The sequence below is a fragment of the Corallococcus sp. M7 genome (assembly GCF_054512695.1).
In genome coordinates this window covers 2,669,293-2,694,953 of record NZ_CM137252.1, presented here as the reverse complement: position 1 = coordinate 2,694,953, position 25,661 = coordinate 2,669,293, and the positions used below count along the sequence as shown (strand labels likewise).

General features: G+C 70.6%; 25 protein-coding genes. 9 read left to right on the top strand and 16 right to left on the bottom strand.

Features of this window, described 5'->3' with window-relative positions; translation table 11 throughout:
* Window positions 1-112 precede the first annotated feature (112 nt).
* Window positions 113-1,654 carry a hypothetical protein gene (locus ACX114_RS11270; RefSeq protein ID WP_459297461.1) on the bottom strand — a complete coding sequence of 514 codons (1,542 nt, stop codon included), beginning with the start codon at window positions 1,652-1,654 and terminating at the stop codon, window positions 113-115.
* Between the two features lie 270 nt (window positions 1,655-1,924).
* Here ACX114_RS11270 and ACX114_RS11265 point away from each other — a divergent pair, with 270 nt between their 5' ends.
* Window positions 1,925-4,282 carry a CBM96 family carbohydrate-binding protein gene (locus ACX114_RS11265; RefSeq protein ID WP_459297459.1) on the top strand — a complete coding sequence of 786 codons (2,358 nt, stop codon included), beginning with the start codon at window positions 1,925-1,927 and terminating at the stop codon, window positions 4,280-4,282.
* A gap of 43 nt (window positions 4,283-4,325) precedes the next feature.
* On the opposite strand, the gene ACX114_RS11260 is transcribed toward ACX114_RS11265, so the two are convergent.
* Window positions 4,326-6,386 (bottom strand): ArnT family glycosyltransferase, encoded by a 2,061-nt coding sequence (locus ACX114_RS11260; protein WP_459297457.1) that lies wholly within the window; start codon window positions 6,384-6,386, stop codon window positions 4,326-4,328.
* Window positions 6,387-6,545: 159 nt separating this feature from the next.
* Between ACX114_RS11260 and ACX114_RS11255 the strand changes: the two genes are divergently transcribed.
* A complete protein-coding gene (locus ACX114_RS11255) occupies window positions 6,546-7,211 on the top strand; it encodes a hydrolase (RefSeq protein ID WP_459297455.1) in 666 nt (221 codons plus the stop codon).
* Between the two features lie 104 nt (window positions 7,212-7,315).
* On the top strand, window positions 7,316-8,200 hold the full coding sequence (locus tag ACX114_RS11250; protein ID WP_459297453.1) for a helix-turn-helix domain-containing protein: 885 nt from the start codon (window positions 7,316-7,318) through the stop codon (window positions 8,198-8,200).
* Here the strand turns inward: ACX114_RS11250 and cml are convergent.
* The 4 genes from cml to ACX114_RS11230 all read right to left on the bottom strand — a co-directional run bounded on the left by cml (window position 8,197) and on the right by ACX114_RS11230 (window position 12,830).
* Window positions 8,197-9,384: a CmlA/FloR family chloramphenicol efflux MFS transporter gene (gene cml, locus ACX114_RS11245; RefSeq protein WP_459297451.1), complete on the bottom strand. Its 1,188-nt coding sequence runs from the start codon at window positions 9,382-9,384 to the stop codon at window positions 8,197-8,199. The genes ACX114_RS11250 and cml overlap by 4 nt on opposite strands.
* 231 nt (window positions 9,385-9,615) lie before the next feature.
* Complete coding sequence (locus tag ACX114_RS11240; RefSeq protein WP_459297449.1) at window positions 9,616-10,602, bottom strand: GNAT family N-acetyltransferase; 987 nt, start codon at window positions 10,600-10,602, stop codon at window positions 9,616-9,618.
* A 67-nt stretch (window positions 10,603-10,669) separates the two neighbouring features.
* Window positions 10,670-11,716, bottom strand: a complete 1,047-nt coding sequence (locus tag ACX114_RS11235) for an acyltransferase family protein (protein ID WP_459297447.1) — start codon at window positions 11,714-11,716, stop codon at window positions 10,670-10,672.
* Between the two features lie 163 nt (window positions 11,717-11,879).
* Window positions 11,880-12,830: a GNAT family N-acetyltransferase gene (locus tag ACX114_RS11230; protein ID WP_459297445.1), complete on the bottom strand. Its 951-nt coding sequence runs from the start codon at window positions 12,828-12,830 to the stop codon at window positions 11,880-11,882.
* A gap of 246 nt (window positions 12,831-13,076) precedes the next feature.
* On the opposite strand from ACX114_RS11230, the gene ACX114_RS11225 reads away from it, so the two are divergent.
* Window positions 13,077-14,525 carry a M20 family peptidase gene (locus ACX114_RS11225; protein WP_459297443.1) on the top strand — a complete coding sequence of 483 codons (1,449 nt, stop codon included), beginning with the start codon at window positions 13,077-13,079 and terminating at the stop codon, window positions 14,523-14,525.
* Here the strand turns inward: ACX114_RS11225 and ACX114_RS11220 are convergent.
* From ACX114_RS11220 to ACX114_RS11210, 3 genes are all read right to left on the bottom strand, one after another.
* The gene (locus ACX114_RS11220; protein WP_459297441.1) at window positions 14,522-15,166 is read right to left on the bottom strand and encodes an HAD hydrolase-like protein; all 645 of its coding nucleotides are present in this window, start codon (window positions 15,164-15,166) and stop codon (window positions 14,522-14,524) included. The genes ACX114_RS11225 and ACX114_RS11220 overlap by 4 nt on opposite strands.
* Window positions 15,167-15,173: 7 nt before the next feature.
* Entirely contained in the window at window positions 15,174-15,746 is a 573-nt protein-coding gene (locus tag ACX114_RS11215; protein ID WP_459297439.1) for a tRNA-uridine aminocarboxypropyltransferase, read from the bottom strand.
* 125 nt (window positions 15,747-15,871) lie between these two features.
* Entirely contained in the window at window positions 15,872-16,237 is a 366-nt protein-coding gene (locus tag ACX114_RS11210) for a winged helix-turn-helix transcriptional regulator (RefSeq protein WP_459297437.1), read from the bottom strand.
* 115 nt (window positions 16,238-16,352) lie between these two features.
* Between ACX114_RS11210 and ACX114_RS11205 the strand changes: the two genes are divergently transcribed.
* Window positions 16,353-16,790: a DoxX family protein gene (locus tag ACX114_RS11205; protein WP_459297435.1), complete on the top strand. Its 438-nt coding sequence runs from the start codon at window positions 16,353-16,355 to the stop codon at window positions 16,788-16,790.
* Here the strand turns inward: ACX114_RS11205 and ACX114_RS11200 are convergent.
* The 3 genes from ACX114_RS11200 to ACX114_RS11190 all read right to left on the bottom strand — a co-directional run bounded on the left by ACX114_RS11200 (window position 16,771) and on the right by ACX114_RS11190 (window position 18,435).
* Complete coding sequence (locus tag ACX114_RS11200) at window positions 16,771-17,586, bottom strand: metallophosphoesterase family protein (RefSeq protein WP_459297433.1); 816 nt, start codon at window positions 17,584-17,586, stop codon at window positions 16,771-16,773. The genes ACX114_RS11205 and ACX114_RS11200 overlap by 20 nt on opposite strands.
* Window positions 17,587-17,671: 85 nt before the next feature.
* Window positions 17,672-18,037, bottom strand: a complete 366-nt coding sequence (locus tag ACX114_RS11195) for a cupin domain-containing protein (RefSeq protein ID WP_459297431.1) — start codon at window positions 18,035-18,037, stop codon at window positions 17,672-17,674.
* Between the two features lie 197 nt (window positions 18,038-18,234).
* Window positions 18,235-18,435: a cold-shock protein gene (locus ACX114_RS11190; protein WP_459297429.1), complete on the bottom strand. Its 201-nt coding sequence runs from the start codon at window positions 18,433-18,435 to the stop codon at window positions 18,235-18,237.
* Window positions 18,436-18,791: 356 nt separating this feature from the next.
* Here ACX114_RS11190 and ACX114_RS11185 point away from each other — a divergent pair, with 356 nt between their 5' ends.
* The 4 genes from ACX114_RS11185 to ACX114_RS11170 are packed head-to-tail and all read left to right on the top strand — an operon-like array spanning window position 18,792 to window position 21,680.
* Window positions 18,792-19,331, top strand: a complete 540-nt coding sequence (locus ACX114_RS11185) for a Spy/CpxP family protein refolding chaperone (protein WP_459297427.1) — start codon at window positions 18,792-18,794, stop codon at window positions 19,329-19,331.
* A 29-nt stretch (window positions 19,332-19,360) separates the two neighbouring features.
* A complete protein-coding gene (locus tag ACX114_RS11180; RefSeq protein WP_459297425.1) occupies window positions 19,361-19,567 on the top strand; it encodes a hypothetical protein in 207 nt (68 codons plus the stop codon).
* A gap of 15 nt (window positions 19,568-19,582) precedes the next feature.
* Window positions 19,583-20,263, top strand: coding sequence for a response regulator transcription factor (locus tag ACX114_RS11175; protein ID WP_459297423.1), 681 nt, complete (start codon window positions 19,583-19,585; stop codon window positions 20,261-20,263).
* 1 nt (window position 20,264) lies between these two features.
* Window positions 20,265-21,680: a HAMP domain-containing sensor histidine kinase gene (locus ACX114_RS11170; RefSeq protein ID WP_459297421.1), complete on the top strand. Its 1,416-nt coding sequence runs from the start codon at window positions 20,265-20,267 to the stop codon at window positions 21,678-21,680.
* Between the two features lie 140 nt (window positions 21,681-21,820).
* On the opposite strand, the gene ACX114_RS11165 is transcribed toward ACX114_RS11170, so the two are convergent.
* From ACX114_RS11165 to cyoE, 4 genes are all read right to left on the bottom strand, one after another.
* Window positions 21,821-22,654 carry a carboxypeptidase regulatory-like domain-containing protein gene (locus tag ACX114_RS11165; RefSeq protein WP_459297419.1) on the bottom strand — a complete coding sequence of 278 codons (834 nt, stop codon included), beginning with the start codon at window positions 22,652-22,654 and terminating at the stop codon, window positions 21,821-21,823.
* Window positions 22,655-22,746: 92 nt separating this feature from the next.
* Complete coding sequence (locus tag ACX114_RS11160; protein ID WP_459297417.1) at window positions 22,747-23,616, bottom strand: ABC transporter permease; 870 nt, start codon at window positions 23,614-23,616, stop codon at window positions 22,747-22,749.
* Window positions 23,613-24,602, bottom strand: a complete 990-nt coding sequence (locus tag ACX114_RS11155) for an ABC transporter ATP-binding protein (protein ID WP_459297415.1) — start codon at window positions 24,600-24,602, stop codon at window positions 23,613-23,615. The genes ACX114_RS11160 and ACX114_RS11155 overlap by 4 nt, the downstream gene beginning before the upstream one ends.
* Window positions 24,603-24,641: 39 nt before the next feature.
* Window positions 24,642-25,526: a heme o synthase gene (cyoE, locus tag ACX114_RS11150; RefSeq protein WP_459297413.1), complete on the bottom strand. Its 885-nt coding sequence runs from the start codon at window positions 25,524-25,526 to the stop codon at window positions 24,642-24,644.
* Window positions 25,527-25,661 lie beyond the last annotated feature (135 nt).

The following is a 25,661-nucleotide window of genomic DNA, read 5'->3' as shown; positions in this document are numbered from 1 at the left end:
GTGGTGACGGCCGTGAATGGGAGCCCCTACGACGCGCAACGGCTGAAGGACGCCGTCAGGGCCACCGCGCGCCAGGAGCCCCTGCGGCTCTCCTGGCGCCGAAGCAGGCCGCTCAAGGACAGTTCAATGTCGCCGGGGACGGAAGGTTGTTCGGGTTCTGGGGGAGCGGCTGGGGATCCGCCGGAATGGCCCAGGAGAAGTCCGTGGTCGTGAAGCCCGTGAACCAGGGGTACGTGGCGAAGTCGATGGGCGCCTTGTAATCACAGGGATACGAGGGCGTCTGGAGCACCCACGTCGCGGGCGGGCTGCTGGCGGTGTTCGCGAAGGCGCTGGCCACGGCCGCGGTGCCATGGCACGTCATGCAGTTGCTCTGGACGCCCACGGGGATGTTCGGCGAGGTCTCCAGATAGGGATTGAAGCAGACGGTCATCTTGCCGCTGCCCTGGCCCTGGGTCTGGTTGTAGGCCGTGCACATCGCGTAGTTGCGCCCCGCCCCCGTGACCTTGTCCGTCATCCCCTTCTTGCTTCCGGGAAAGTCATCCGGCGCGTCACCGCCGGGCTGCCACCAGAAGGTCTGCCATGTCCAATTGACGAGTTCCTTGGTGTTGACGTGCATCGCCGTGAGGACGGCGTAGTCGCCCGCTTCCGCCTGGAGCCCTTCGATGTTGGTGTCGTTGAAGGCCTGGGCCTCGTCCGCGGTCATCTGGAAGGAGTAGATGGCGGAGAGCGGCGTGTGCAGGTAGTGCTCGCAGCTGAGGATCGCGGCCTCGGGGTGGGCGTTGTTCACCTCGTCGATGAGGGGCGCCACGCCCTGGATCTGCTCGGGGGTGGCCTCCGTGATGGGAGCATCCGCCGGCGCCGCGGGGTCCACGATGGCGCACGTCAGCCACAGCGACGGCGTGGGATGGCACTGGTCCGCCTCTTGTTGCTCGGGCGTGCATGTGGTCCCGGAGTCGAGGCTGCCCGCGAGGCCCCTCCACACGGGCACCGGCGTGGGCTTGTGCTTCTTCACCAGGTACAGCACGGGCTTGAGCTCCATGGCCGCCGAGCCCCGGTTCCCCTGGGAGGGCGCGGTGTACGGCGCCTGCTGCACGGTCCGCTGCGCGGTGGGGGTGTTCGCCGGCCATTGGCTGTTGAGGTCCCCCAGGCTGGTGAACCGGTTGTAGAAGTACGACGGTCCCCCCGGCGCGGCCGGATGGCCCTGCGTCAGGTACGCGGCCATCTCCGGATTGAACTTGTTGAAGGAGACGAGCTGGTCGGTCGGGGTGACGACCGGCCCCGAGCCCGCGGGATGATGGAACTGGCGGGGCCCGTGGAAGCCATGGGTGGCCTTGCGCCGTGACACGTCTGGCGTTGGCTCACCCGGGGCCGGGAAGAGCTCCTCTCCGCTCCAGGTGTCCCACACGGGCATGGGGAGCCCGGTTCCCGGATAGGTCTGTCCGGAATCCGCATGCAGGCCCGCCCAGAGGTTCCAGGCCTTGGCCGTGATGCGGGCGGTGTTCCATGCGTCCGCCCACTGCTGGATTTCGTCCCGGTTGCCTGGAAAGTCATACCCCGGGGGAATGGGTGTGGGCGTGATCCATGACTCGCGAGGCTTGCACGCGAGCAGGGTGCAAAGGCTGGTCAGCAGGAGCAGTGGAAGGAGGTGGCGCATTGACCTGCGAACGCACGCACCTGGAATGTCTTTGCGCTCGAGCCGCCAACACCGCGAGGCCCATGACATCCGCGTCCGCCAGGCGCCTCCACGCGCGTGCCGGTTCTGGCACGTTCCGCCCCGTCACGAGCGGCGTCACGCGGCACCTCGTCGCGCAAGCGCTGGAAGTGACAAGGGTTCCGGCGTCCGCCGCGCCCTGGCGCAAGGGTTGCTCAAGGTGCGCACGTCGCGCCGGAAAGGACCGGCGCGCATGACCCCGAGTGCCCTCGCATGCATCGCGCACCCCCGTGGAAGCAGTCCCTCCGTTCCCTTCTCATCGCGCCGCTCGTGGCGGGGCTCGTCCCTGGCTGTGATGTCGGCGAAGTCCCCCCGGCGCCGGCCCCTCCGGCCCGGGCCCAGGCCACTGCGCTCACGGCGGTCCCCACGCCCAAGCAGATCATCCTGGAGCCGGAGGCGGACACGTACGTCCGGGCCGCCAGCCCGGGGGTGAACTACGGCACCGCGCAGAACCTGCTCGTGGACTCCAACAAGGCCGAGACGTACCTGCGCTTCAACCTGAGCGCCATTCCGGCCGGCGCCCACATCGCCTCGGTCGTGCTGCAGAGCCTGGCCTATGACGGCTCCTCCGCGGGCGGTGACGGCAGCGTCTATGCGCACCTGGTGCCGGACGACACCTGGAGCGAGACAGGCATGACCTGGAACAACCGGCCCGCGGTGACCGGCGACAGGCTGGGCTCCTGGTGGCTCTGGAATCCCAACACCACGGCCAAACCCTTGCAGGTCGGCGCCAACTTCAGCCCGAAGCTGAAGGCGCCCGTGCAGCAGGCGCTGGACTCGGATGGTCTGGTCTCCTTCCGGCTGATGTCCCCGGGCTACCACACGGTGTACCGCTCGCGTGAACACGGCGTCGCCAGCGAGCGGCCCCGGCTCATCATCAACTACTTCGAGCCTGGCGATCCGCAGGTGACCACCGATCTCCAGGTCGTGGCGCTCTACCCGCAGGCGGACGCGCAGGTCCTGGCGGGCAACCCCACCACCAACTACGGCAAGAGCGGGGGGATGACCGTCGACCGGACGTCGGCGGAGTCCTTCCTGCGCTTCGGTCTGGGCAGCGTCCCGGAGAACGCGCAGGTGGTCGCCGTCTCCCTGGTGGCCACGTCCAATGACGGCTACGCGTATGACAACGCGGACGGCAACGTCTACACGCGGCTGGTCTCCGACGACTCCTGGAGCGAGACCGGCATCACCTGGAACAACAAGCCCGCCGCCTCCACGGACGACCTGGGCTCCTGGCTGCTGTGGAACCGCAATGGTCAGTACACGACCCAGGTGGGCATCAACTCGAACCCGAAGCTCGTGGCGCCCGTGCAGGAGGCGCTGGAGTCGGACGGGATGATCTCCCTGCGGCTGGATTCGCCCGGGTACCGGACGAACTACCACTCGCGCGAGTACGACGCGACGATGGCCCGCTGGCCCCAGTTGATCGTCTCCTACTTCGTGCCGCCCCCCTGCCCCACGCCCGTCGCCTCCGCGCCCACGCAGGTGGTCCTGGAGCCGGAGGCGGACACGTACGTCTGGTCGTTGAGCCCGACCACGAACTACGGCGCCAACCAGAACCTGTGGGTCGACTCCGGCAAGGGTGAGACCTACCTGCGCTTCAACCTGGGCGGCATCCCGGCGGGTTCGCACATCGCCTCGGTCCGTCTGGAGGCCCTGGCCTATGACGGCTCCTCCGCGGGCGGCGACGGCAGCGTCTACGCGCACCTGGTGCCGGATGACACCTGGAGCGAGACGGGCATGACCTGGAACAACCGGCCTCCCGTGACTGGGAGCGACCTGGGCTCCTGGTGGCTCTGGAACAGCAACAGCTCTCCGAAACCCTTGCAGCTGGGCGTCAACGCCGATCCGAAGCTGCAGGTGCCCGTGCAGCAGGCGCTGGACTCGGATGGGCTCATCTCCTTCCGGCTGAGGTCGCCGGGCTACCACACGGTGTACCGCTCGCGTGAGTACGGCGTCGCCAGTGAGCGGCCGCGGCTGGTCGTCAGCTACTTCGAGCCGGGCGACCCGCAGGTGACCACCCACCTGGAGGCGGCGTCCTTCTTCCCGGTGGCGGACGCGTCCGTCTGGATGAGCAACCCGAACGCGAACGCCGGCGCGTCCATGGCCCTGACCGTGGACCGGGACGACGCGGAGACCTTCCTGCGCTTCAACCTCGCGGCCATCCCGTCCACCGCCCAGGTGGCCTCCGTCGTCCTGGTGACCACGGCCACGGGCAGCAGCGACGTCACGGCTGGCGCGGACGGCAACGTCTACACGCGGTGGGTTCGCAACAACACGTGGAGCGAGACGGGCCTCACCTGGAACACCAAGCCCTCCGTCTTCAGCTGCGAGCTGGGCTCCTGGCAGCTCCCGAGCCGGCCAGTGCCGTACACCACGCAGGCGGGCATCAACGAGAGCCCGCTGCTGGTGCCGATCGTGCAGGAGATGCTGTCCCCGGGCGGGCTGCTCTCCTTGCGGCTCGACTCCCCGGGAAGCCGCTCGGTGTACGACTCGCGCGAGTACTCGAACACCACGGCCCGCTGGCCGCGGCTGATCGTCTACTACACCCTCCCCACGGCCACGCCGTGAGGTGAGGACCGCCGGCTGCCACGGTCCACCCCTGGCAGCCGGCTCACGGAGGTGACACGGCCACGCGCTGCCCCACGGCGCCGAACTCCAGGTGTGTCACCTTCGCGCGGGGCGGCCCCAGCGCGGGCAGGATGAACCACGCCGCGCCCACCAGGGCCTGGGGCCTGCGCAGCGTCGCTCCGGGCTCCAGCACCCGCTCCACGATGCCGTCCGGGCCATGGAAGGTGACCCGCAGCGGCTGGGGCGGGCCGAGCGCCCGGACATAGAAGGCGTAGCGCTCCAGGCCGTGGCCCAGCTTCCGGGACGCGAACCCGAGCACCTCCAGGTTGCCCTGCCGCACGGACAGCGGCGTGATGCCGTCCGGCAGGGGCGCGGGCTGGGGCAGCGGCGCATCCAGGTCGTAGGCGCGCAGCGCGGCCTGGGGCGGCACTCCCGGCACGGGCGCGTAGCGCTCCGCGAGCGGGGAGACGAGATAGGGGTGATACCCACGCTCGTGCGCGAGGGCCACGTCCGGAGCCCGCCGGTACGTCATGCGGCCACTCCAGAACATGAGGTTCAGGTTCTCGAAGTTGAGCGGAGCATCCGAGTCCAGGGCCGCGAAGACGACGCTGCGCTCCGGCGTGTTCCGGGACAGCGCCAGCCCCACCTCGCGCGAATGGCTGACGTACAGCTCCTCGAGGTGCTCCTTCTCGTAGCGCGCCTTCTCCACCGGCAGCGTGACGGCCAGGTGCCACGCGAGCACGCCTGACGCCGCGAGCCCCAGCGCGCCCGTCATCCACGCGGGCCGGCGCGCCAGCCGCCACACCACGGCGGTGAACGCCCCCGCGAAGAAGGCCATCACCAGTCCTTCTGCGAGCCCCGGGAGCGTCCGCGTCTGGTCCCAGGTCGCGGGGAGCGACTCGCGCATCCGCGTCAGCGCGGGCAGGTGTTCAATGGCCAGCGGCGTGCCGAGCGCCGCCAGGAGCAGCGCCGCGAGCGTTGGATGGCGCCACGCGTCCGAGCCCGCGATGGCCAGCGCGGCCAGGACCGCGGGCACCGCGCCCCAGGCGATGGCCGGGACCTTCACCGTGCCCAGCGACAGGACGAGCCACGTCGCCCCCACCCACAGCGCGAGCCCCACCGTCTCCAGGTCCCGCTTGCGCACCGCGCGCACCAGCAGCCAGCAGAAGGCGACCAGGGGCAGCACGTTCGGGAGCGGCTGGAGGCTCGTGCGGTTGACCTCGTTGAGGACGGCGTCCAGCGGACGGCGCCAGGGCCCCACGTCCACGGTCGGGTCATGGAAGAGGTGCGCGCGCGTGACACGCGACTCCAGGTCGTGCAGCTCCGGCCAGCGCCACGCGGAGTAGAGGCTCCACGGCGCCGCCACCACGCCGGCCGCGGCCACCATGGCCACCACCGTGGCGAGCTTGGGGCCCGGACAGAAACGAAGCCGGCTCAGGAGCCACAGCGTCGCGGCCACGCCCAGCGGGGTCAGCGCGAGCCCTGTCTTGCAGAGGTAGCCCAGCCCCACCACGACTCCCGCCGCGAGCCCCCACTTCCAGGAGCGCTCCCGGGTGGCGTGGAAGAGCAGCGCCACCGCCACGGCGTTGCACCCCGCCAGCGTGCAGTCCGTCACGTCCCCGAAGAAGCGCCCCTGCACCAACTGCCAGCCGAAGGGCAGCGCCAGGAACCCCACCGCCGCCAGCGTGGCCCACAGCCGCCCCGCGGGCCGCCGGGCGATGAGGTAGATGGCGGCCCCCGCGGCCAGGTGGCCCAGCAGCGAGGCCAGCCGCAGCGCGAGCGGCGTCACCCCCACCACGTGCATCATCAGCGCCCCGAACCAGAAGGGGCCCGTGGGCTTGTGCATCCAGACGTTGGCGGCCCACCAGTGCCGGATGTCGCTCGGGTAGAGCGGGTCCTTGTAGATGTGCGGCGTGAAGAAGGTGTCGTGCGTGCCGCGCGCGGCGGCCTGATGCATCGCCTCGTCCCAGTTGTAGATGGCGGGATGGGCCAGATGCGGCGCCAGCTGCGCGAGCCCCCAGACGACGAGCGCCACGAGAATCAGGCCGTCGAGCCGCGTCCGGTACGGGTCAGGGGCGAGGTGGGTCTGGAGGGGGGCGCTCATCGGAAGGGGGGCAATTCACCATCCAGGCCCTGGGACCGCAACCGGCCTGATTCCGGAGCAGGAACGGACCAGACGCCGCAGGTCCGGACCGTGTGTCCGCCCCTGGTTTCGGGCCCAATCCCCTCCCCCACTGTCACCCCACCCAGGAGCCTTTTGACCATGAGCACGTCCCCTTCGCCCTCCCACCGCGGGCTCGAAGCCCTGCTGACGCCCCAGAACTCCGTGCTGGTGCTGATCGACCATCAGCCCTACCAGTTCGCCAACCTGCACAGCCACGAGCCGACGATGGTGCTCAACAACGTCATCGGCCTGGCCAAGGCGGCCCGCGTCTACAACGTGCCCACCCTGCTCACCACCGTCCTGGAGGAGCGCGGCGGCTACCTGGTCAAGGGCCTGCAGGACGTGTTCCCCGAGCAGAAGCCCATCGACCGGACCTTCATCAACACCTGGGAGGACCGCCGCGTGGTGGACGCGGTGAAGAAGACGGACCGCAAGAAGCTGATCATCGCCGCGCTGTGGACCGAGATCTGCCTGGCCATGCCCGCCATCCAGGCCGCGGGCGAAGGCTATGACGTCTACGCCGTGACCGACGCCTCCGGAGGCGTCAGCCGCGAAGCGCATGAGATGGCCGTGCGCCGCATGCAGATGGCGGGCGTGACGCCCATCACCTGGATGGCGGTGGCCGCCGAGTGGCAGCGCGACTGGGCCCGCGAGGAGAGCGCCACCGGGCTCGCCGGCGTGTTGGCCGAGCATGGCGGCGGCAGCGCCGTGGCCTTCGCCTGGGAGCTGCAACTGCTGGCGGGCCGGGCCGGCAAGGGCGTCTGAAGGCGTGGCGGGCCCCGACCAGGGGATGACCCGCCTTTGGACTGCGGACACCGTCCTCCCGGGTTATGACTCCCCACTGCCTGGGGAGACGGGAGGACGATGTCGTGGAGACGCGCGCGAAACGGCTGACTCCGCTGCCGGAGAACGTGGTGGACATCTCCGTCACCCGGCGGAGCTGGAATGGCATCAGCGTGGATGTGAACGCCACCCGCTGTTCGGGGCCCGCCGAAACGCCCCTGTGCCTGGAAAGCCATACACGCCTGAGCGCGTTGCTGGAGGAGGTCGGGGAGCCCTGCGAGCCGCGCCTGCGCGAGGGCCGGCCCTGCCCCATCGGTTACGTGCCCCGGCAGCTGAACCTCATGCCCGCCGGCATGCCGCTGTGGGGCTACAGCGCCAATTCGCGCCTGGTGCGCGACGCCGTGCTCACGTTCGACCCGAAGGCCCTGGGCGAGCGCCTGGGCCAATCCCTGAGCCCCACCGGGCTGGGCTCCGCGCCCAGATTGCGTTTCTCCGATGACCGCCTCTGGACCCTGATGCGGCTGCTGGCCGAGGTGGTGGATGACGACGACCCCGCCACCCAGCTCTACGGCGACGGATTGACCGCCGCCCTCTTCGCCATGCTGGGGTCGCGCCGTGGCGAACGCCCTTCGGCGCGTATGGGACTGGCGCCGTGGCAGCTGAGGCGGGTGCTCGACTTCATGGAGTCGCGCCTGCCCGAACGGGTCGAGCTGTCGGAGCTGGCGGCGCTGGTGGACCTGTCGCAGGCGCACTTCAGCCGCGCCTTCAAGGCCTCCACCGGCGTGGCGCCCTATCAATGGCAGCTGCGCGCCCGCCTGGAGCGCGCGCAGGCGATGATGCTGAGCACGCCCGCGTCGCTGGAGCAGGTCGCCGAGGCGACGGGCTTCGCCGACGCGGTGCACTTCGGCAAGGCCTTCCGGCGGGCCCACGGCACCACCCCCGCGAGGTGGCGCCGGGACCGGAAGGGCTAGGAGCGCCTGAAGGCTGCCAGGCAGCCCAACGTCACGCCCGCCATGAGCGAGGCGTAACCCACCAGGGGCCACGCGGTATCGCCGTCGAGCAGGACGACCATCAGGGTCCCCACGACGCCGACGATGAGGCTCTGGATACAGAAGTAGAGCGCGACCGCCGTCCCCGCCACGGCGCCAAAGGCCTGGAGCGCGCCATTGGCGGTGACGGAGGCGGCGAAGACAATCCCCGCGGCGATGACCCACATGGGCACGACGAAGGTCCAGAAGGACGGAGCCGTGAGGAGCTGCCCGGCGGTGAGCAACACCGCGCCCAGCAGCAACAGGAGCATGCCTCGGGCAAGGCTCCCCGCCAGCCCCCAGCGGGCCACGAAGTGCTTCGCGAAGCGCGTCGTCACCATCATGGCCAGCGCGGCGGTGGCGAAGGCCAGGCTGAAGGACAGCTCCGAGAAGCCCGCCCGGCCCATGAGCACCCGGGGCGCCGTGGAGAAGAACACGAAGAAGGAGCCCATCGCCGCGCTGAAGCCCAGCGTGTACGTCCAGAACGCGCCGCTGCGCAGGATGCGCTGGATGGACACCGGCTGACGGGCAACGGCGGAGGGACGTGTTTCAGGCCACCGTGGCAGGGCCTGGAGCAACGCCGCCGTCGCCAGGACACCGAGCGTGACGAAGATGGCCCGCCATCCGAAGTGCCTCGCGAGCAGGGCCCCGGCGATGGGCCCCAGCGCCGGGACGAAGGCCAGCATGGCGCTGAACAGGCTGTAGATGACCGCGCCTTCAGGCCGCTCCGCGTAGACGTCCCGGACGGTGGCGAACGTGGCGACGAGCGCCGCGGAGGCCCCCAGGGCCTGCACGAGCCGGAGCCCGACGAACACTGCGGCATCGGTGGTGCTCCCGAGCAGGAAGGAGGTGGTCGCGAAGACCCACGCGCCCCCCAGCAACACCCGGCGCCGGCCGATGCGGTCCGAGAGCGGGCCGAACACCAGTTGTCCGGCCCCGAGCATGGCCATGTAGAGGCTCAGCGTGAGTTGGATGATGGAGGGAGAGGTTCCGAGGACTCCGGTCATGGCCGGAACCACGGGGAGGTAGATGTCCATGGCCAGCGAGGCCAGGAGGTCGAAGGGGGCCATCAGCAACAGCGCTGCTGGCACGGAGAGATTCCACGGCAGGGCTTTGGGGTCAGACATGAAGGCATCCGCGCAAATGAGAAACATCTGGCGGCGATCTGCCTCTCCACGGGGACCGGGATGAGCTGGGGCAGAGGGCCGCGGCAACGGTGGACGTGTCGCCGCGGCTCACTCATCTGCGGAACTGGGGTCTCCCATCCGGTGGGCTCCTGGGTGTGTCAGGTCCGGGCGGGACGAAAACACCGGCTCCGTCCTGACAAGGCCCGCGAAGATGGGAGGGCCCTCCCCTGTTCAGCCCTTCGGCGCGCGATACGCCGGGAAGAAGCCGGTGTCCTCGCGGCCCGCGGAGAGGCGCGCGTACACCGAGGGCTCGCAGATGACCTCGTGGGTGTGGAGGCGGGAGCTCGCATTGGAGAAGCTCCGCTTGAACTGCTCGAGGCCGTCACCCGGCCGCACGCCGCCCCCCAGGTGCAACGGCAATCCCAGGCGGATGCTGAGCTCCACCATGGCCTCGAAGATGGTGTTCTTGGCCGGAGAGCGTGACAGGTGCGCATTCGCCGTCCCGCCCAGGTAGTAGTGCAGCACGCCGTCGCTGGCGACCGCGATCCCCGAGGAGGCGATGCCGCCGTCCGGCGCACGCGTCGTCACGAGCCAGGCCATGGAGGAGGAGAACAGGTCCTCGAAGTACGCGTCGGAGAAGAAGTACCGGGCGTGCGCTTCGTCACGGACCATGGTCTCCCGGTAGACCTCCTTGAAACCCTCGCGCGCCTCGGGCGTGGCCTCGCGCACCGGAGCACAGGTGCTCACGTAGCCCAGCCGGGTGTTGCGCCGCATCTGCCGGCGGGCCTCCGCCTGGAACTCGATGGGGCTTCGGGAATCAATGAGGAACACCTCGTTGCGGTCCGTCCCGCCCGCGAAGCAGCGGGGTCCCACGACGCGGTCGCGCACGAAGAGGCTCACGAGCCCGATGCCGGTCCAATCCACGTCATCCTTCGAGACCTCGCTCAATCCATCCAGCCGCCCGCCGGGATAGCCATAGGGCGAGATGGCATCGTGGTAGGGCGTCCCCTCGATGGGCCGCACGACGAGCGGCATCCGCTGCGCGTTCCCCTCGCCGTCCTCGATGACCAGCGTATGCGTCACCCCCTCGGCCCGCAGGTGGTGCGCGGAGCGGAAGTAGTCCTCCGACAGGGCGGACATCCCCGCATCAGGCACCAGGACGGCGCGGCAGGGCTTCCGGCTCGGAGACGTCAATCTCAAGGCCTCGGTGGGGTTCATTCGAGCGCATCCTTTCCATGAGCGATGCAAGGCCGCCGTCCCTGCTCCAGCGGGGGCGCGGAGGCCCTCAGGCGGGGTGTGAGGGGATCGCCGCCCGGGTGCCTGCCTTCCGCCGCCACTGCCGGAAGGCACGCAACGCGGGCTGTTCGACCCCGTAGGTGATGACAATGGCCAGCATGAATCCGACCGTCATCGCGACCGCGATGGCGGCCTCCGGGCGCCAGGCCGCGGCCTCGAGCCGCCGGATGATGACGTAACCGATGTTCTGGTGGACCAGGTAGAACGAGTAGGAGATGAACCCCATGAAGAGCAGCGGTCGCCAGGTGAGCCACCGCAGCCAGCCCCGGGACAGGGCCTGGGAGATGCCCAGCACCACCGGGAACACGTACGCGGGAGCCTCGCTCCCCACGAGCACCTCGTGCGCGAAGCTGACCGCCACGAGCACCAGCGCGGACGGCAGGGAGACCTCGCCGCGGCTCTGCTTGAAGGCCAGCACGCCCAGCGCGAAGTACTGCAGGTGGGGCCGGCTCGCCAGGCGTGCCAGGAAGGTCATGCCCACGGCCTGTGCGGACAGCTCCGCCAGGGTCTGCAGCACGACGAGCACGATGAAGATGGGGATGACCCTGGGGAGCGCCCGCGCGTACGCGAGCACGAACATCAGCAGGTAGAACGACAGCTCGATGGTCAGCGTCCAATACACGGTGTCGACGTGGGGGACGCGAAGGAGCTCATGAAACATGGTCAGGTTGACCAGGGCCGTCTGGAGGCTGAACTCGCGCTCCGGCAGCCCGAACAGCGTCACCACCGTGAAGGTGAGCGCGACAGCCGTCCAATAGGACGGGTAGAGCCGGGCCGCGCGGCTCCACACGAAGTCCCGGGCCCGCTCGACCCGCTCCAGCGACATCAGGATGACGAAGCCGCTGATGGCGAAGAAGAGCTGGACCCCATACTTCCCGAAGCGCATCTCCCAGAGAGGAACCGAGTGCCCGTACAGGTCGCTGTATTCCGCCGTGAAGTGATACAGCGCGACCGCCAGCGCGGCGAAGCCCCGGAGCGCGTCCAGTTCAACCAGGCGCGGCGGGTTCGCCTCTGCGGTGGCGGCAATGCGTGTCATCCGGATTCACCCTTCCTGAACCTCTCCGATTCAGAGCTCGGAGCGAGTCGAACGGTAGGTGTCTTCCGGCGTTCTCACCATGCGCACCTGGGTCACGGCCATGTGTCACGTCTTCCGCATGTGTCAGCCCTCCCGGAGGAGGGTCGGCATGCGACATGCCCTTTCAGCTCCGGGGCGCACGGTAGGCCGGAAAGAAGTCACTGCCGCCGCGGCCTTCCGACAGGCACGCATACACCGCCGGATCGCAGATCAGCTCATGGGTGTGGAGGCGGGAGCTCGCATTGGACAGGCTCCGTTTGAATTGCTCGAGGCTGTCCCCCGGCCGGATGCCTCCACCCAGATGGAGCGTCACGCCGAGTTGCGAGCAGAGCTCCACCAGCGTTCCAAAGACATTCTTGGCGGGCGAGCGCGACAGGTGCGCATCCGCCGTTCCGCCCAGGTAGTAGTGCAGCATGCCGTCGCTGCTGACGCACAGCGCGGCGGAGGCCACGCCCCCCTCCGGTGCATGCGTCGTCACCAGCCAGGTCCACGGCGACGAGAACAGCTGCTCGAAATAGGTATCGGAGAAGAAGTAGCGGGGGCTCGCGCCTTCGCGGACCATGGTCTGCCGGTAGGCCGCCTGGAACCCCTCCCGCTCCTCGCGCGGCGCCGCGCGCGCCTCCCGCGCGATGCTCACGAAGCCCAGCCGGAGGTTGCGCCGGATGTGCCGGTAATGCATCTCCCGGAATTCCACCGGCAGGCGCGGGTTGATGAAGAACACCTCGTTGCGCTCCGTCCCGCCCGCGAAGCACTGGGGCCCCACGACGCGGTCGCGCACGAAGATGCTGACGAGCCCCGTCCCCGTCCAATCCACCGATTCCTTCGACACCTCCTGGAGCCCGTGCAGCGCGCCGCCGGGAAAGCCATAGGGGGAGATGGCGTCGTGGTAGGGCGTTCCCTCGATGGGCCGCACGATGAGCGGTATTCGCTGCGCGTTCCCCCTCTCGTCCCTGAGGAGCAGCGTGTGCGTCACGCCTTCGGCTCGAAGATGATGCGCGGAGCGGAAGTAATCCTCCGACAGCGCCAAGGCCCCCTGATCAGGCACGAGCACCGCGCTCGTTCGCATCATCCGCATGGCTGTGCCCCCCCGCCACCTGTGGCATCACAAATGTATTTCACTTTGTTACTGGCTTTCACGTTGCACGGTAGCCTGTCAGCCCCTGCGCTGAAGCCGCCCGCCGGGGCATCCCCGATGTTGGAATCCGGGCGGTGACGCGCCGTGGCCTCGCCCTGTCGTCGCGGGGTCCGGGCGCACCGGTGGGCGTGCCGCGCCAGGGCTGCTGCTAGGCTCGACGGCGACCTCTCCGGGAACTCCCCACCGATGAAGCGCGTCCTCCTCGTCCTGCTGGTCCTCGTCCTGCTGCTGGTGGGCGTCCTCGTCGTCCGCACGCTGCGCTTCGCGTCACGGCAGGTGGCCGCCGAGCCGGCCGAGCCCTTCGCGGTGGATGCCGCCGCGGCCGCGGGCCGCCTGGCGGAGGCGCTGCGCCACCGCACCATCGCCGCTTCAGACGGCATGGCAGCGGAGGACGCCGCCTTCCAGGCGCTGCACGCCGGGTTCGTCGCCCGGTTTCCCCGCGTGCACGCGGAGCTCGCGCACGAGGCCGTGGGCGCGCATGCGCACCTCTACACGTGGAAGGGTTCGGAGCCCGGCCTGCGGCCCGTCCTGCTGATGGGCCACCTGGACGTGGTGCCCGCGGAGGTGGAGGCCACCTGGAGCCACCCGCCCTTCGAGGGCGTCGTGGCGGATGGCTACGTGTATGGGCGCGGGACGCTGGACGACAAGGGCAGCGTGATGGCCATCCTCGAGGCCGTGGAGGGCCTGCTCGCCGAGGGCTACCGCCCCCGCCGCACGGTGATGCTCGCGTTCGGCGCGGACGAGGAGGTGGGCGGGCATGACGGGGCGGCTCGCGTGGCCGCGCTGCTGCGCGAGCGGGGCGTGAGCCTGGAGTCGGTGCTGGACGAGGGCGGCCCCATTGGCGTGGGGCTCGTGCCCGGCGTGGCCGCGCCGGTGGCGCTGGTGGGCGTGGCGGAGAAGGGCTCGGCGCGCGTGGAGCTGGTGGTGCGCAGCGCGGGAGGACACGCGTCCATGCCGCCCCCGCAGACCGCCGCGAACACCCTGGCGCGGGCGCTCGTGCGGCTGGAGGAGCACCCGTTCAAGCCCGAGCTGCGCGGCGGGACGCGGGCGCTCTTCGAGTACGTGGGGCCGGAGATGGACTTCGGCATGCGCCTGCTCTTCGCCAACACCTGGCTCTTCGCGCCGCTCATCGAGCGGCGGATGGCCGGGACGCCCTCCACGAACGCCAGCATCCGCACCACCTTCGCGGCCACCATGCTCGAAGGCAGCCCCAAGCCCAACGTGCTGCCCTCGCAGGCGCGCGCGGTGCTCAACGTCCGCCTGCTGCCGGGAGACAGCCTGGAGGACGTGCGCACCCACGTGCGCGACGTGGTGGATGACGCGCGCGTGGAGCTGACCGCCGAGGGCGACGAGGCCTCGCCGGTGTCGCGCCTGGACACGGAGGGCTGGGCGCGGTTGCAGCGCAGCATCCGGCAGGTGTTCCCGGACGTGCTGGTGGCGCCCTTCCTCACCGTGGCGGCCACGGACGCGCGCTACTTCCATTCCCTGAGCGACAGCGTCTACCGCTTCGTGCCGGTGCGGATGACGCGCGAGGACCTCACCCGGATGCACGGCCGCGACGAGCGGCTCTCCGTGGAGGAGCACGCCGCCGCCATCCGCTTCTATGCGCAGTACCTGCGCAACAGCACGCGCTAGCGGGGCGTGCCCTCCGCCGCGACGGTGCGCAGCAGTTCTTCGAGGCGGGTGAAGACGACGGTGGGCGCGCGCGAGCGCAGCAACTCCTCCGTCGCGTAGCCCCACGTCACCGCGGCGGTGGCGATGCCCTCGGCCGCCGCGGCCTCGATGTCGCGCACCTCGTCGCCCACGGAGAGGGCCTCGCCGGGACGCACGCCCGCGGCCTTCAGCACCTTCCGGAACTTCGCCTGCTTGCCGAAGAGGCCCGCGCCGCAGGCGTAGTGACGGATGCGCGCGGACGCCACCGGACCCAGCACGCGCCGCACGTTCTCCTCCGCGTTGGAGCTCACCACGGCCAGGATGAGGCCCCGCGCCTCCAGTTGCTCCAGCATCGCCTCCACGCCCGGGAAGGTCGGGATGCGGTGCGCGTCACGCGCGACGAGCTTGCGCATGTGGGAAGCGATGAAGGGCATCTTCCACATGGGCACGCCGAGCCGCGCGATGAGGGTCCGCGTGTCCTGTCCGCGCAGCGACTCCAGCTCCTCCGCGCTGACGGTGCGAAAGCCATAGCGCAGGGCCACGTCGTTGAAGATGCCGCGAAACCAGTCCGCGCTGTCCGCGAGCGTCCCGTCGAAGTCGAAGATGATCAGTCGGTATCCCATGGAGGCCTCAGTTCAGCGTCCCACAGTCGGCGATGCGCTGGACCCGGAGCGCGGCCAGCCGCGCCAGTGGCGCCGCCACCTCCGGCCCCTCCAGCAGGGCCACCGCGCGGGCCACGGCGTCCAGGGTGGACATCCCGGCGGGGTGCGAGGGCTCGCGAAGCATGAGCAGGCCCGGCTCCGGCGGAGGCAGCACCAGCCGGGGCAGTGCGCGCAGTTCCGGGAGCCGCTGGGTCATCCTCCGCGCCTGCGACCAGTTCGCGTCCAGCACCACCACCTGCCTGGGAGGAGGCGCGTCCGGCGGCGCGGTGGGGCCGTCCGGGAAGAGCAGCCAGGTCCCCGGCTCGGAGAGGACCTCCATGTCGAAGGTCCCCGCCATCGAGCCGTGGATGAGCAGCTTCGCGTTCGCGAGGGCGAGCGCGGCCATGCCACCGGTGTTGCTCCGCTTCGACACCTCCATCACGTGCTGGAGGAAGACGAAGCGGGTCCGGGTCTCCACCCGGGGAACCTCCGTGCACAGGCACAGGTGTTTCGCCAGGTTGCAACGCGAACAGCGGGGTGGACGGGCAGCACGGGGAGGCATCCTCCCGTCATCCTGTGCCGGTCCTCGAGCCAAGAGAAGGACTCGTTGCCAGGCTGGCCGCTACCGGGCCCATGCCAGGCGGCACGGTGGCCGGGCCTGGCTTCTCGCGCCGGGAAAGGGGGAGCTCACTTCGCCCGGGCGGAGCGTGCGAAGGCCTCGCGGGCGCGCTCGAGCTCCGGCCGGTGCTGCTGCGCCCACATCGCGAGCACGGACACCGGTTCGAGCAGCGTGCGCCCCAGCTTCGTGAGCGCGTAGTCCACGCTCGGCGGCGTCGTGGGGTGCACGGTGCGCGTCAGCAGTCCGTCCCGCTCCAGGTTGCGCAGCGTGAGGGTCAGCATGCGCTGGGAGATGCCCTCGATGGCGCGCTTGAGCTCGCTGAAGCGCACGGGGCCTTCGCCCAGGTTGACGATGACCATCACGCTCCACTTGTCCCCGATGAGGCTCAGGATTTCGCGCGTCGCGACGCAGTCGTCGTCATAGCGCCCGGTCATCTTTCCGTACCCTGGTGACTTCAATGTGCCTCCTTGTGCGGCCCGTGCACGGTATGCCAGAGAGACGTGGTCATCATCCGTAACCAGGCACACGGAAGTAACCCCGGAGCCACGCATGGATACGCTCTCCCCTCCTGTTGGCGTTTCAGCGAAGCCGTCCAAGGCCCTCCACGTGGGCCTGTGGATCGTCCAGGCGCTGCTGGGCCTCACCTTCGTCGGCTCGGGCATCTGGAAGGCGCTCACGCCCCTGCCGGAGCTCGCCGCGATGATTCCGTGGGCGGGCCAGGTGCCTCCCGCGTTCCTGTCCTTCATCGTCGCGGTGGACCTGGCGGGCGGGCTGGGCGTCGTGCTGCCCTCGCTCACGCGGATCCAACCGGGCCTGACGGTCCTCGCGGCCCTGGGCTGCGCGCTGCTCCAGGTCAGCGCCATCGGCTTCCACTTCTCTCGCGGCGAGGCGGCGAACACGCCGTTCAACTTCTTCCTGGTCGCGCTGTCGCTCTTCGTCTTCTGGGGGCGCTGGAAGCGCGCGCCCATCAGGCCCCGGCACGCCTGAGAATCACCACGCGCGCATCCACGTTGAGGACCTGGGTCCCGCTCGCGAGCGTGACGAGCGGCACGTCCCAATGACAGTGGCCGCAGATGACGAGCAGCCTGCTCCAGGGCTCCACCGCCTCGCGGATGACGGCGTTGCCGCGCAGTCGCATCCCCGGGGCGTCCGGGCCTTCGTGGAGGACGAGCACCTCCGGATCCTGGACGAGCACCGCTTCAATCCGGTCCAACTGCGCGGACTGCTCGCGACGGTTGAGCTTGTCCGGGCGCCCGATGATGTAGCTCACCCCGCCCACCGGGAGTCCGTCCGGCGCGACGACTTCGCCGTCCAGCAGCTCCTTCCCGGGTTGGCGGAAGAAGCGCTCGCGCTCCTGGGGACCGCCGAAGGTGTCGTGATTTCCCGCCACGCCGACGACCCAGCGGAAGTACCTGGCGAAGGCGGTCCAGACGCTCCGCACGTCGCCGGAGGCGCCCCGCTCATCCGCGGCGTCGTTGGAGAAGAGGTCTCCCGCCAGGATGATGCCGGTGCGGTTCGCCGGAGGGAGGTCGCCCGCCTTGCACATCATCGCCAGCTCGTCGGCCACGACTTCGCCCAGGAGCGCCGCCGCCCCGCCCTTCAAGGCATGCGGCGCCATCCCCTGGAGGTCCGAGAGCGCGATGACCGCGTCCAGGTCCCCGGGAAGGGCGTCCACCTGGCCGCGCAGCAAGGGGAGCCGCTCCGCACGGGTGCCTCCGCGGGGCGACGCGTTCAGGTACCACCATTCATGAAGTGGCTTCTCTTCAACCGATAGGATTCGCATGCGCCCCGGACGCGTCCTCGCCGTGGGGCTGACAGGAGCGGGGCCTCCCGGATGGAAAAGCCCCGCGCCTTCGCATCACCTCACGTCAGGCCTTGGCGCCCTTCGGGGCCTCGTGCTCGTCGCGGCCGTGCGCGGAGGAGACGGGGCTGGTGGCCTCCACGGCGGAGAAGGTCTCCAGGATCTTGTACGTGTGGCTGGCCCCGCGCGGCACGAGCCAGGAGTCACCGGGGTTCAGCAGGATGATCTGCCCCTCCAGGTGCAGCTCCGCGCGGCCCTTGAGCACGAAGCCCACGGTCTCGTAGTCGCGCGTGCTGGCGGGCTTGGCCTCGGCGGGCGGTTCGTCCTCCCACAGCCGCATGGCCACACGGACGCCGGATGCGAGGTACTTCTGGCCCATCTCCCCCTTGGGGGAATGGCGGCTCTCGACCTTCTTCACGCTGGTGTCGCCCATGTTCGCCTCTCCTTGGGGGGCGGCGTCCGGCGCCGCGCTCCTCCTGGGAGAAGGTAGGGAAGACCCCGGACCGTGGCGGACCGCGTCGCGATGGCCGCCCGCTTGCCCTGCGTCCAGAAAGACGAAAGCCCAGCCTCCATTGGGGAGACTGGGCTTCGAAGACTCACCTCAGGGGGTGAGCCGAAGGTTCAGCTCGCTCAGACCGCGCGAACGTTCTGCGCCTGCAGGCCCTTGGGGCCCTTGGTGACTTCGAACTCCACCTTCTGGCCCTCGGCCAGGGTGCGGAAGCCATCCATGTTGATCGCAGTGTGGTGGCAGAAAACGTCTTCGCCATTGTCCTGCGCGATGAAGCCGAAACCCTTCGCGTCGTTGAACCACTTCACGGTACCAGATGCCATTGTGAGTCTCTTCTCTTTCTCTGCTCTGTACAGGTGAGAGGCTCGCGCCTTCCACCGGTGCCGGAACGAACACCGCCCCGGCACGCCGGGCACTCTACCCACTTCCAGCGGGAACTCCACTCCGGAGGGTGGAATCCTACCGGCAGTCGTCCTACATCCGACACAGCGGCTGCAGTCGAGGCCCGGCATTGGAACATCCCATGCCCCGCCGGGCATTCCGGACACCCCTCCGGAGGCCTTCACACTTCTTCACCGCCGCCGGGCGTGGGCTTCACACCCGTTTTCTACCTTGAGCTCCGTCAGCAACGACACGGGCCCGCCGGTTCGGCGCTCGCCTGCTTCCTGGAGCCAAGACCATGTTCGGATTCATCTTCGGTACCGCCTGCCTCGCCGGTCTCTTCGCCACCCTGCGCCGAGGGCGCTACGGCCACCACGCCTACGCCTACGGCCGCGGAGGCCGCTTTGGCATGCGCCCCCGGCTGCGCTGGCTCTTCGAGCGGCTGGAGACGTCCCCCGGCCAGGAGAAGGTCATCGTCAAGGCCGTGGAGAACGTGCGTGAGGCCTTCGCCAAGGTGAAGGACCAGTGGGGCCCCAGCCGCACGTCGCTCGCGGGCTCGCTGCGCGGGGAGCACTTCGACGGCGCCATGCTGCGCGAGCTGTTCAGCCGCCACGACGTGGCGCTGGAGACGCTGCGCAACGCCGTGCAGGACGCCCTGTCCCAGGTGCACGAGGCGCTGGAGCCCACCCAGCGCCGCGAGCTCGCGGACATCATCGAGCACGGCTGGGGCCACGGCTGGCGCGGCGAGGGCCGCGGCTGGCACGGCCGGCGCTGCGGCGGGTACGGCCGCTGGGGTGGCCGCCCCCACAACGATGACGGCCCCGCGTCCTTCGTCTGAGTCCCCTGCCCTCTTCCTGGAGATTGCCCATGCGCCACCGTCTGCTCGTCGTCCTCCTCGCCGCGGGTGCCATCGGAGGCTATGCCTCCGGCTTCGCGAGCCTCGCCCGCCACCACCGCTCCCATTGCCACCGGGGGGACTGGGGTGGCCCCGCCTACCGCAACGGGATGCCTCCGTACTGGGACTGGCACGCGCCCAGGCCGCAGGACACCGCCGGCGCACCGGGAGCGCGTTAGGATTCGCCCCCGCCCATGCCCACCCGCGTCCTGCTCATCGATGACGACACCCGGATGTTCGAGTTGCTCGCGGAGTACCTCGGGCAGAACGGCATCACCGTCAGCCACGCGCCCGACGGAGGCCGGGGGCTGGCGGCGTTGGAGGCCAACGCCTACGACGCCGTGCTCCTGGACGTGATGATGCCGGGCATGGACGGTCTGGAGGTGTGCAAGCGCATCCGGGCCAAGAGCCGCATCCCGGTGCTGATGCTCACCGCCAAGGGCGACGAGACGGACCGCGTGGTGGGGTTGGAGCTGGGCGCGGACGACTACCTGCCCAAGCCCTTCGGCCCGCGCGAGCTGCTCGCCCGCCTGCGCGCGGTGCTGCGGCGGGCGCAGCCGGCGGCGGTGGCGGACCGGATTGAATCGAGCGGGGTCTCCATCGACGTGTCCGGGCGCGAGGTGAGGGTGGAGGGGAGAGCGGTGGAGCTGACGGGCCTGGAGTTCGACCTGCTGCTCGCGCTGGTGCGCAGGGCGGGCCGGGTGATTCCCCGCGACGCGCTGTTGGGCGAGGCGGGCCGCAACGACACGGTGGTGAGCGAGCGCACGGTGGACGTGCACATCTCCCACCTGCGCCAGAAGCTGGGGGACGTGGGCACGCGCCTCATCAAGACGGTGCGCGGCGTGGGCTACGTCTTCGCCAAGGAGGGCGCCTGACATGGGCTGGGGCCACCGCCACTGGCCGCCTCACGCCGAGGACGAGCCTTGCGGGCCGGAGCTGCGGCGGAGGTTCGGACGCCATGCCCAGGCCCATGCCCGCCGCCGGCGCATGTTCCACCTGGGCCGGCTGGGCTCCTATGTACAGGCGCGGCTGCGGCGGCGGCTGTTCGTCATGTTCGGGCTCACCATCCTGGTGACGGTGTTGGTGGTGTCGTGGGTCATGAACCTGACGGGCGGCAACAGCTGGCGGCAGGAGACGGACCGCATCCGCTCGTTCGTGGGCCACCAGTTCGCGGACGTGTGGGACGCCCCCGCCGAGCGCGACGCCCTGATGCGGAGCATCTCCGACGACCTGGACGTGGATGTCGTGCTGACGGACCTGTCCGGCGCGGTGGTGGCCCGGGGCGGCGCTCCGTGCTCGAAGCCGGACGCGACGCTGCCGGTGATGCGGCAGGACACGCAGCTGGGGTCGTTGCAGGCCTGCTACCTGCAGAGCCGATCGCGGGGACCCTGGCGCGCCGTGCTGCCGCTGGGCATCGCGGTGCTGGTGCTGTGGACGGCGGCGGGCGGCATCTCGTTCCGGCTGGCGCGGCCGGTGGACACGCTGGTGAAGGCCACGCAGGAGCTGGGCGAGGGCCGGCTGGGCGCGCGAGCGAGCCTGGACCACCACGCCACCGGTGAGTTCGCGGTGCTCGCCGAGTCCTTCAACGACATGGCGGCGCGCATCGAGAAGCAGCTGGCGGATCAGCGCGAGCTGCTGGCGGCGGTGTCGCACGAGCTGCGCACGCCCCTGGCGCGGCTGCGGGTGCTGACGGAGCTCTTGCGCGACGGCGGGGGCAACCCGCGCACGTTGGACCAGGTGGACCGCGAGGTGGTGGAGCTGGACGCGCTGGTGGGCGAGCTGCTGGCCAGCTCCCGCCTGGACTTCGGGCAGCTCACGCCCAAGGCGCTGGAGGCGGGCGTGCTCGCGGCGCAGGCGCTGGAGCGCGTGGGGCTGTCCGCGACGCTGCTCCAGCCGGAGACGGACGACGTGGCGCTGATGGCGGACGCGACGCTGCTGGGCCGGGCTCTGGTGAACCTGCTGGACAACGCGCGCAAGCATGGCGTGGGCGTGGAGGCGCTGCGCATCCAGGAGCACGGGAAGGAGCACCTGGCCTTCAGCGTGGAGGACCGGGAGCCGGGCCTGTTGCCCGGCGAGGAGAAGCGCATCTTCCAGCCGTTCTACCGGAAGGACCGGGGCGGAGAGGCGCGCGAGGCCGGCTCACTGGGGCTGGGGCTCGCGCTGGTGCAGCGCATCGCCAAGGCCCACGGCGGAGAGACCTTCGCGGAGAACCGGCCCGCCGGAGGCGCACGCGTGGGCTTCACGGTGCGCAAGGCCGGACCGCCAGGGCCTCCGTCCAGCACGCACGCCTGACAGCCGGTGAGCGGCCCGCTTCCGGGCCACTGCGCCCCTCGCGCATGGCGTCCGGGACGGGGCGCGCGGGAGGCTTCGTCGCGAAGCCTCCCGCCAGGTCGGAGACCGCGCGCATGCGCCGTCTCCGTCCTCCGCACGGCCTACTGCTTCGCCTGCGCGTCCGTCGCGGCGAAGGAGAACGTCGCCTCCGCGGGCGTGCCGTCCTTCACGGTGACTTCCGCCGTCTTCGTGCCCAACGTCTCGTGCCACGCCTCCAGCGTGTACGTGCCCGCGGGCAGGCCCGTCAGCGTGAAGGAGCCGTCCGCGCCCGTGGTGGTGAAGTACGGGTTGGGGTTGCTCACCACGTAGGCCGTCATCCACGGGTGCACGTCGCACTTGAGGCGCAGCACCTCCGAGTCCGTGGGCATCGGCTTCTGCACCGGCGCCCCCGAGGGCGGCTGCGCCACGTTGAACAGGGGCTTGGTGCCCACCACGCCGCGCACGTTGTGCAGCGTGCCGTCGCTGTTCTTGAACACCACCTGCTGGCCCGCCACCGCGCCCTGCACGCGCGGCACGTAGGTGCACTTGGACTGGTCCACCACCACCGGCGTGGACGGCGCCGCGGGCGCACCGGCGACCGGCCCCTTCACGCGCACCAGCACGTTCTGGAGCTTGCCGTCCTTCACCAGCACGGTCTCCTCCTTCTCCGGCCGGCCGTCACACGCGGGGTCCGCGCTGGGCGCCAGGTCCGCCATCACCGGCGGCGTGCCGGTGAACGACACCGTGCCCTTCACCACGCCGTTGCCCGCGGGCGCCGCCGGGGCCGCCGCCTCGCCCGTCCCCGCTCCCGCCGTGGGAGCCGGAGGCACGGCCTGCTGCGTGGGGGCCGCCGGAGCTGCGGCGGGGGGCGCGGGCGCCTCCTCCTTCTTGCACGCGGGCAGGGCCAGCAGCCCCGCGACACCGACCATCGACAAGCCAAACAGACGCAGCTTCATGAGGCGGTCTCCTCTGGAGGATTCTTCGTGATGCGGTGCCCGCCGTCGTAGTGGAAGGCACCGGGCAAGTCCACCGACACACGGCGCTGAGGCTACTCGCGGCGGCTCACGCTGAACGCGGCCAGCCCCACGAACACCGCCGCGAACGCCAGCAGCGCGGGCACCTCCCACCCCACCGTCGCCCCACCCTGCGAGCCCACCGCCAGCGATGCCTGCGCCCCGTACAGCGCGCGGCGCACGCCCTCCACGGAGAAGCGCATCGGGTTGAGCGTCATCACCCACGACAGCACCGGCCCCGCGCCCTTCACCGGGAACATGGCCCCGGAGAGCACCCACATGGGCAGCATCACCAGGCTCATCACCGCGTGGTAGCCCGCGCTCGACTTCACCCACCACGCGAGCGCCATGCCCATGCCGGTGAGCGCCAGCGCGGACAGCACCATCACCGCCGCGAGCAGCGGGTAGTCCACCGCCTTCACGTCCACGCCCGCCAGCGGCGCGAAGAGCAGGAACAGCGACGCCTGCATCAGCGCGATGCTGGACGACCCCAGCGCCTTGCCCAGCACCACCGCCAGCCGCGAGCCCGGCCCCGCCAGCACCGCCTGGAGGAAGCCCTCCTTGCGGTCCTCGATGACGGTGATGGTGGCGAAGATGGCGCTGAAGAGCACCACCATGGTGACGACGCCCGGGAAGAAGAACTGCTGGTAGCCCAGCCCCTGCGCGCCCTCCACGCGGAACGAGCCCGCGAAGCCGGAGCCGATGACGAACCAGAACAGGATGGGCTGCGCCAGCGCGCCCACCACCCGGCTGGGCTGCCGGAAGAAGCGCACCACGTCGCGCGACAGCAGCACCCAGACGGTGGCCCACTGCAACGCCAGCGTCCCCGGCGCCCGGCGGTGGACCGGAGCGGCGGGCGCGTCCAGTGAAGAGGACGGAACAGGCACGGGGATGTCGGCGCTCATCGGCGTTTCCTCGGCGCGGGCGTGGGCGAGGGGGCATCCGCCCCCAGGGCCTTCCCGGTGAGCTGGAGGAACACGTCCGCCAGCGTGGGCCGGCGCAGCGACACGGAGGCGAACCGTCCCGGGGGGAAGGCCTCCACCAGTCGCGGCACCAGCGCATGTCCCTGCGAAGCCTCCACCTGCACCCGCCCCTCCACCACCGTCGCCCCAAGCCCCAGCCGCTCCGTCACCTGCGCGGCCAGCGCCTCCGGCTCCGGGCCCTCCAGCGAGAGGATGTCCCCGCCCATGCGCGAGGCGAGCGCCCGGGGCGTGTCGCACGCCACCAGCTTCCCGGCGTCCAGCACCGCCAGCCGGTCACACCCTTCCGCTTCGTCCGCGCGGTGGGTGGTGAGCAGCACGGTGACGCCCTGCGCGTCGCGCAGCCTCTTGAGGTGCGTCCAGAAGGTGCGGAAGGCCGCCTCGTCCAGGCCCTGCGTGGGCTCATCCATCAGCACCACGCGCGGCTGGTGCACCAGCGCCCGCGCCAGCTCCAGCCGCCGGCGCATGCCGCCCGACCAGGTGCCCACCTTCTCATCGCCCCGGTCCTGCAGGCCGATGAGCGACAGCATCGTCTCCACGCGCGCCTTCGCGTCCGCGCCCGTGAGGCCGTACAGCCGCGCGCCCAGGAGCAGGTTCTCCCGGGCGGTGAGCAGGTCATCCAGGCTGCTCTTCTGGAAGATGATGCCCATCTGGCGCCGCAGCGCCGGGTCGCTCAGGGACAGCACCTTGCCGGCGAAGTGCACCTGCCCCGCGTCCGGCGCGAGCAGGCCCGCGAGCAGTTGGAAGGTGGTGGACTTGCCGGCGCCGTTGGGCCCCAGGAGTCCCAGGATCTCGCCCGGCTGCACGGACAGCGACAGCCCGTCCACGGCGGTGCGCCCGCCGAAGCGGCGCGTGAGCCCCTCGATGCGCAAGAGCGGCGGGGGCGGGGTCGGAACGGAGGTGTCAGGCATGCGAAGGGCGGCCTCGCACCCGGACGCCGCGAGGGGGCGCTAGCCGCGGGGGATGCGGTCCAGCGCCATCACGGCGAACAGGCCGGTGAGATACACGAGCGAATACAGGAACGTCTGGCGCGCCCAGGGCTTTCCCAGGTGCTTGAAGAAGCCCCACGCCCCCAGGCCCAGGAAGCCCAGCCCCAGCACCACCGCCGCGGCCAGGTACCACGTGCCGGCGATGTGCAGCTGGAACGGCAACAGCGTCATGGGCACCAGCGCCACCAGGTAGAGCACCACCTGCGCGCGGCTGGACTCGTCCCCGCGCTCCAGCGGCACGGACTTGAGGCCCGCGGCGGCGTACTCGTCCTTGCGGAACAGCGCGATGGCGATGAAGTGCGGCATCTGCCAGAGGAACATGATGGCGAACAGCGCGAAGCCGCCCGCGTCCACCTGGTTCGTCACGGCCGTCCAGCCCATCAAGGGCGGCAGCGCGCCGGGGATGGCGCCCACCAGCATCGCCGCGGACGTGCGGGCCTTGAGCGGTGTGTAGGCCAGCACGTAGCTGAGCAGCGCGATGAGCCCCAGCACGCCGGTGAGCAGATTGGCCCCCATCACCAGCGCGGGAAGCGACACCGCCGCCAGGGACAGGCCGAACCACAGCGCCGTGTTGGGGTCCATGCGCCCGGCGGGCAGCGGCCGGTTGCGCGTGCGCGCCATGAACTGGTCGCTGTGGCGCTCCCAGTAGCAGTTGAACGCGTTCGCCGCGCCCACCGTCCCGGCCGTCGCCAGCAGCGTCACCAGCGTCCGCACCGGCGTGAAGTGCCCCGGAGCCATGAACATGCCGCCCGCCGCGGTGATGAGCACCAGCGACGACAGCCTCGGCTTCGTGAGGGAGATCAGGTCGGACGCGGTGGACGACTGGGACAGGGCACGCGCGCTCAAGCGGACTCCAGCAGGTGGCCCCTGGACCGCGGTCGCTCCCGGCTACCGGTCAAGGGGGTGTGGTGGGGTGGACCCTCCCATACCGTCACCCGGGAGGGGTGGCAAGGCTGGGGCTCCCCGCCACATCAGCCTGCC